The organism is Candidatus Poribacteria bacterium (genome assembly GCA_021295715.1).
Taxonomy (GTDB): Bacteria; Poribacteria; WGA-4E; order WGA-4E; family WGA-3G; genus WGA-3G.
Map to the genome: position 1 here is coordinate 40,217 of JAGWBV010000011.1, position 6,629 is coordinate 46,845.

Consider the following 6,629-nt stretch of genomic DNA (forward strand, 5'->3'; position numbering starts at 1 on the left):
TCAGAAAAGCCACACGTGCTTTTCTCCCGCCGTGTGCCGCAACCTGCATCATGAACAGGTTAGCGAAACAACCGAAACTCCTCAAGAAACATCCGAACGCCTTTCAGGTAGAGTGGAAGGATGGACATGTCAGCTGGTATCCATACGTCTATCTCCGACAGATGTGCCCCTGCGCTGAATGCGCTATCATTCGACACAAAGGCAGAGATGTCCATTCCCTCTTTTCACCACAAGGCGACGGAGATATAAGCCTTATTGAGGTGTCAGACGATATTCAACCGCTTGACATTCAGTTAGTCGGTCGTTATGCGCTCCAATTCAGTTGGAACGATGGACACGATACCGGTATCTACCCATTTGAAGTCCTACGCGAGACGTGTCCGTGCCCGGAATGTGCGCCCCTTTATGAAGAGCCCCCTATCCAAACGGAGGAAGAAAACTGAGCAATGCAGACTACGCCGTCCCTTCCCGAAATTTCGCCGCGTGAACTGAAACAGAAACTCGACGAAAACGAATCCGTGTTCTTATTAGATGTCCGCGAACCGAGCGAATATGACATCGTGCATCTTGAAGGTGCGCAACTCATACCACTTAACACATTGCCACACCACGTCGATAGTCTTCCATCAGACCAAGAAATTGTTGTCTATTGCCACCATGGAACGCGGAGTCTCTATGCCACCGCGTATCTACACCAAAACGGATTTCGTGATACCAAAAATCTCGCAGGTGGTATCGACCAATGGGCAGCCGAGATTGACCCAACCTTACAAAGATATTAAGAGGAAAACAGGTATGATCGTTGAATTTGAGAACCGCTCCGGCGAAATAGAACAAGCTGAAATGGAAATTGATGAACCTTGTCCTATCTGTTGTGGCATGCTCTTCCCGCTTGTGGAATCGCAACCAGACAGCGGCTATCGCTGTAGCAGCTGCGGACTTGTTTTTGAGCCTGTAGAAGAAGAGTAAAATACCCCAAGTTGCTACTTAGCACAAAATGAACAAGATAATATTTGCAGCTAATACTTTGTCAACTTTCAAATTATGGGGTCTGCTTGCGTTTGTAGTAGGGAAACCATTCATAGTTTCCTGTTGCCGACGTGCGGATTTGTGATAATGCACGCCGCATTTGGGCGAGTACGCCGCAAAATCGCATGACTACGAATCCACCTTGCCTGAAAAGGCGATAGCAGGCAGGTGCGGATGTTACTCGTTTGCAGTGCCCCACGACCACCACCTGAGTGATCTGCTCTTTGATGTGAACAAGTCACGCTCGTCAGCCTCTACTTCACCATCAACCAGAACGGTTAAATGGACAGATAGGTCATGAGGTGTGTTGTTCGTAATTTTAACAGCCAACATCGGATCGTCAGGATCAAGGCGGAAGTCTTGGCTAAAACTCTTAGTAAGGGCAAATTCGTTTTTCGTATTGTAGATAAACTCGGGAGACCCACCGCTGAAAGTCTCGATATAATTAGTAGAGACAATGACATCCAACTTTCCAGCGTCTCCAGCGTCTCCAAGTTTTTCTATTTTCCACGAGTTATCGTTGCGGCGATGAGCAATTAGGGTAACAGGGAAGTCATTGAGGGTAGTATTTTCAAAATGTATCTGTCTTGAATTAAGGAACAGATTCAGCATATTAAGCGTCCCATCATCAAGAACAGACATCTCGATATTTGTTCCAGGGTAAAAGCAACTTTCCCCAGGCTGTAGGATATCTCCTGTTTTACAGAAGGGTCCATCAACAGATGGGGTCGGAGGATTAGGTAAGGTAAATTCTATCTTTACGGTCGCGATTTCAGGACCTGTCATTTCTTCATCTGTCATTTCTTCGCCACAACCTACAAATAACAACAATATCAACAGAAGAACTGAAAAAGAATGTGTAACGGATGGATTCAATTTCATCATAAACTCCTTTTGAGTGATTTTCCGATTGCAACGTGCAATCGGGTTCTTGGACGGAAGGGAAGAAGCATCGAAACATGTTATCTTCCACCCTTCCAACTTTCTATGTTTCTCAGATACGTCTTACTTGCGTATTAACATCTTCCGCGTAGCAGAAAAATCACCTGCGGTAAGCACATAGAAATATACACCACTCGCCACAGGTTCACCGAACGCGTTTCTGCCATCCCAATACGCCGCACGGCTCCGGTACTGATAGATACCCGCAGGTTGATGCCCAAGTGACAACTGCCGAACCATTTGACCGTCTATGGCATAGATAGTCAGCTTGACATTTGCGGGTTTTGCCAACTGATACGGTATCCACGTCTCCGGATTGAACGGGTTCGGATAGTTTGCCAAGAGAGCGGTCTCTTTCGGGATTAATGCCATGAGGAGTTGATCTAAGAAGAGAACACCTCTTTGCGCCGTTGGGTCTGTGAGGTTTAAGTGCTGCGCTTGGGAAAGCCACTGACGCACATCTGACGAAGTGAACATCTCTAAGGAATGAAGATGTAGAGAAGGTGCAGCGGCAGTGTTACCGAGTACCCCCGCAACGAGGACAAGATCCGCGATATTAATGACACCATCACCATTGACATCGGCAGCATTCTCTCCCGTCTTTCCAAGACTTGAGCCAACCAACACCAAGTCCTGAATGTTCACGGTACCATCCGCGTTCACATCGCCTCTAAGTTGGGGTGATTTCGTTATCTCCGCACCTTCAACGTGCGGACGAGAACTCTCTCCTTCTCTGTTGGAAAGGAGCGCGTCAGATAACGTTAAAGTGGATGCTTTCACCGCGACGACTTCAAAGGTGAGCGTAGCAAGAGTGCCATTACCGTTGCTTTCTCCTGCCAAGGACGTTGCAGCAAGCTTCACGTGATTTCCGTCTAGGACGGGTGGCACAAAGAACGCATCCGCAGACAGATAATCACCATTCGCACTTGAGACATAACGAAGCGCAGTTGTATCGAACTGCACGGTTGCCTCATAACCTGCCACATCTTCTCCCTTCGCAATATTTAGAGAGAGTGTTAATCGTTCTCCAACAGCAGGGGATCGCACCGGAGCAGGTAAGATACTGACTGTGGTAGTGGTGACGGGTATCTCTTGTGTCCTCGTAGGTGGCAAATTCGTAGTCGTTTTCGCTTTAGGGATCGCCGTAGTAAAATCTGCATTGAGTCTAACCGGCCCCATACCCCAATATTGACCATGCTGGCTGACCTTAACCAAGAGAAGGTTGTTACCGGCTTTAAGCGTTGCAGGAATCAAATTCACTTTAGGAGAAAAGGAATCTGGCGTACAAACTGTGGGATCAAATGCAAAAGGCACATCAACCGTCCGGCAACCAAGCGCGGTAGCAGCTTCTGTGTGAACCACTTCGCCATTAAGCCAAACTTTAACAGCGTCACTGCTTGGGACAGACAGTGTAACATCTTCTTGGTCCCGGGGAGAAATCAGCGTAATTAAAGCGTACGCGGTACGTCCTGTCATATTACCACCTGTGCCGAATCCGAGAATATTGAGAGTGTTATTGATATTATTCGACCAGCATAGGGTTTTACAACCCCCAAAGAGGCCACCCTCACAAAATCTCTCGCATGCAGTCGGATTGTTCACAATATCACCACTCGTCCATTGAAACCGATCAATAGTATCTCCTTCACTGACACCATTTTGGGCAACCTGAGCTTCGGTCATTGCCCCTCCAGTTTCTCGGGTAAGATAATCTCTATTTATGGCTGAACCGTCAGTTATCATCCATAGATAGGGACCTTGTATATGGAACGGATCACCTTCACGAACTAGGATCTCTGCTGTGAGTGCTGGCCCATTGTAGTTCGCTATTGCATCTGCCCCCACGGTAAAAGTGAGGGTGGCATCAGTGTCCATATTGCCTGAGAAGTCAAGTTTAACCCTTACCACTATGTTGTTTACGCGTGTTACATCGAAAAACGGGTTAAAACTATCAAAGACTGATTTAAGAGTTACACCTGCAATACCGGATACCTTGAAGGCATTAGCGTGCTCTTTACGTAACCACCGTTCGTAAGTACTACCACTAAGGGTGAGTGTGACGACGCTTTCATTCAGTGTCGTCTCCGTTAAAGGTTGCCGGGTTGAGGCAGTTATTGTTGGGTTTCCTACCTGCGCATAATTGGCACCTTGTATACCAAAGGTTATCAAGAGAATAACCAAAATAAACACGCCCATTTTCGATTTGCATAACATTTTCATCATAAACTCCTTTTTCGGGCTATCAGCGAGCAGGAGTCAGCCGTCAGTAGGGGTTCGGACGATTACAAATGTTTTCATCTACCATACACGCTACTGACAACTGAAAGGGTTACACAGAAACCGGTTCTGACAACTGATAACTTTTTTGCTACTTCAGAATGAGCATCTTCCGCGTAGCAGTGAAATCACCTGTGGTGAGTGTGTAGAAATACAAGCCACTCGCGACAGGTTCACCATATTCATTTCTGCCATTCCAATGGGCGGCGCGGCTCCGAGTCTGATACGTCCCAGCGGCTTGATGTCCGAGGGCTAACTGTCGGACTGCCTGCCCATCGACGGCATAGATCGTCAGCGTCACCTCTGCAGATGTCTCTAACTGATAGGGTATCCACGTCTCCGGGTTGAACGGGTTCGGGTAGTTCGCCAAGAGAGCCGTCTCTTGGGGTACCAAGGCTCCCAAGAGTTGTTCTAAAAACAGAACGCCCCTTCGCACGCTCAGATCCGTGAGACTTCGTTGACGCGCCTGAGAGAGCCATAACTTGACATCCGCAACAGTCAGTTGTGCTAAAGCATCGGAATGCAGAGAAGGTGCCGCCGCAGCATTAGCATCCAACACCGCAGTCACCAAGAGCAAATCGTCTATGTTTACAACACCATCACCGTTGACATCCCCAGTCGTGGTGCCTGTTTGACCATACTGTTGCGCGACGGACACCAAATCTTGCACATCCACTACGCCATCGTCATTGACATCCTCGGGAACAACGGGTGGCGCGGTTACCGTGACACTCACAGCCATTGAGCAATTGTTATCCGTGTCGCTTTCATCGGTGACGCTATCCACGCAGGCCCCGTAATAGTAGGTCCCGGGGGTTGTTGGCACAGTGACAGTAAGATAGCGATGGATGGTGGCATTCGCAGCGAGCGCGTCTCTGTTGGCACTACGGAGTTGTGTATCCTCTGTGGAGATGACCGCATCCGTGGAACGATAATACCGGAGTGTTGTCGGAGTGGATTCTCCGGTGCCGTTGTTTTTCAATATCGCATAGAGTCTAAACTGTTCACCCGGAGCCACGGTAGAGGGTTCTGCTTGAACCGCGTCAACCACGAGATCCGGGGTCCGTGGGACGGAAATCACGGGTGCTTCTGGTTGCGGCGGTGGTCGCGCGGTGGTGCCTCCACCGCCCGGAGTCACCGCCTCTATTTTCCAAGATCCGTCGTTCTGTTTATTCGCGACAAAGTTTCGCTGCTTGCCATTGATATTTCCACGCAGATTTATCCCCGTTCCGGCGGTAAAAAATAAGTATCGACCGGATCCGTTTGCAAGCACAGAAAAATCATCTCCAGTGCCGGGATCCGTACAACTTTCGCCAGGTCGAAGCACATCTCCAACTTGACAGATTTGGGAATAACTCACACCTTGCAATCCACATATCAATACTACCATCACGAGGGTTGACAAGACGACTTTCCAATTCAAGTCTAACATTTTCATAAGAAACCTCTTTTGCGTAATTTTCCGATTGCAACGGGCAATCGGGTTGATTCACCGGCGCGCTTCCGCAAGCAAAAAGAAAAATATCGCCCTACAAGCAAAGCACGCCTACAAAAACGACTTCATAGTTTGAATTTCGCAAGTTGTTGAAACTATTATGCTCTCAGCAAACTGAAAGTTTATGCTACTCCTTTTTAAGATATGTAGCAAAAGTTGTGCCAACTTCCGAACTCCTTTGGCCTATCCTGCGGTGTTCTGGTGTCCCACATAGGGTATAGGCTTGTAAAATCAGGGGTTTCTAAGCCCTTGTTGAATTCCACATTCAACGGGTTTTTCTCCTTTGTCAATGGATATGAGACCGCAAAAATTTTTGTCCGACTCCCAATTTTTTTCGGTTTTCGTAAAAAATTTTGGTGTGGTCAAGGTGAATAAAGCCAGAACGCTTGCCAAATCCGCTCTGCAAGCGCGACAACTTCGTTTTTACTATGCCCTCACGTTATACTACATATTGAGGGCAAAAATTTGACAACCCCACTAAAAATGTGATACACTAAAAGAGAAGTGTAAGGGCGTAAAAACGCCCCTACACACTGCAAACAAGGATTGCCCTGATTAAATTCAGAGTGATATAGGGATTACACCCTTAATCCATGTTTGTTATAGTGAATAGGCAGCCTCAAGTAGCTATTTGATCACTGCCTATCACTGACTTCAGAAAGGTGCGAAATAACCGTTTCGCACCTTTCAATTTCATAGGATTTACGCATCAGCGATTTTCATCATAATCGCTCTGGAACCTGTGCGTTGGTTTTGAGATTCAGATGAGCTTCTTCGTCTGAGTCTTCGTCTGATGGAACTATTATGCTAGTAGTTTGTCAACGTTATTTTGACTTTTTGTAGGTGTTTTTGATTGGGTATTTCCTGCAGGTAGAACGGAGTGAAA

General features: G+C 47.3%; 6 protein-coding genes. 3 read left to right on the top strand and 3 right to left on the bottom strand.

Annotation, left to right across the window (positions count from 1 at the left end):
- Window positions 1–50: 50 nt before the first annotated feature.
- Genes J4G07_05125 through J4G07_05135 form a run of 3 tightly spaced genes read left to right on the top strand, consistent with a single transcriptional unit; the run spans window position 51 to window position 969 of the window.
- On the top strand, window positions 51–443 hold the full coding sequence (locus J4G07_05125) for a DUF971 domain-containing protein (GenBank protein MCE2413364.1): 393 nt from the start codon (window positions 51–53) through the stop codon (window positions 441–443).
- Between the two features lie 3 nt (window positions 444–446).
- Window positions 447–782 carry a hypothetical protein gene (locus tag J4G07_05130; protein MCE2413365.1) on the top strand — a complete coding sequence of 112 codons (336 nt, stop codon included), beginning with the start codon at window positions 447–449 and terminating at the stop codon, window positions 780–782.
- A gap of 13 nt (window positions 783–795) precedes the next feature.
- On the top strand, window positions 796–969 hold the full coding sequence (locus J4G07_05135) for a hypothetical protein (protein ID MCE2413366.1): 174 nt from the start codon (window positions 796–798) through the stop codon (window positions 967–969).
- A 237-nt stretch (window positions 970–1,206) separates the two neighbouring features.
- Here the strand turns inward: J4G07_05135 and J4G07_05140 are convergent, their stop codons facing one another.
- The 3 genes from J4G07_05140 to J4G07_05150 all read right to left on the bottom strand — a co-directional run bounded on the left by J4G07_05140 (window position 1,207) and on the right by J4G07_05150 (window position 5,686).
- Window positions 1,207–1,914, bottom strand: a complete 708-nt coding sequence (locus J4G07_05140; GenBank protein ID MCE2413367.1) for a hypothetical protein — start codon at window positions 1,912–1,914, stop codon at window positions 1,207–1,209.
- 120 nt (window positions 1,915–2,034) lie between these two features.
- Entirely contained in the window at window positions 2,035–2,811 is a 777-nt protein-coding gene (locus tag J4G07_05145) for a T9SS type A sorting domain-containing protein (GenBank protein ID MCE2413368.1), read from the bottom strand.
- Between the two features lie 1,528 nt (window positions 2,812–4,339).
- Window positions 4,340–5,686 carry a T9SS type A sorting domain-containing protein gene (locus J4G07_05150; GenBank protein MCE2413369.1) on the bottom strand — a complete coding sequence of 449 codons (1,347 nt, stop codon included), beginning with the start codon at window positions 5,684–5,686 and terminating at the stop codon, window positions 4,340–4,342.
- Between the last annotated feature and the right edge of the window lie 943 nt (window positions 5,687–6,629).

Bases quoted from the DNA above. Each gene is read 5' to 3' on its own strand.
- J4G07_05125 (MCE2413364.1), top strand. From the start codon at position 51: ATGAACAGGTTAGCGAAACAACCGAAACTCCTCAAGAAACATCCGAAC.
- J4G07_05130 (MCE2413365.1), top strand. From the start codon at position 447: ATGCAGACTACGCCGTCCCTTCCCGAAATTTCGCCGCGTGAACTGAAA.
- J4G07_05135 (MCE2413366.1), top strand. From the start codon at position 796: ATGATCGTTGAATTTGAGAACCGCTCCGGCGAAATAGAACAAGCTGAA.
- J4G07_05140 (MCE2413367.1), bottom strand. From the start codon at position 1,914: ATGATGAAATTGAATCCATCCGTTACACATTCTTTTTCAGTTCTTCTG.
- J4G07_05150 (MCE2413369.1), bottom strand. From the start codon at position 5,686: ATGAAAATGTTAGACTTGAATTGGAAAGTCGTCTTGTCAACCCTCGTG.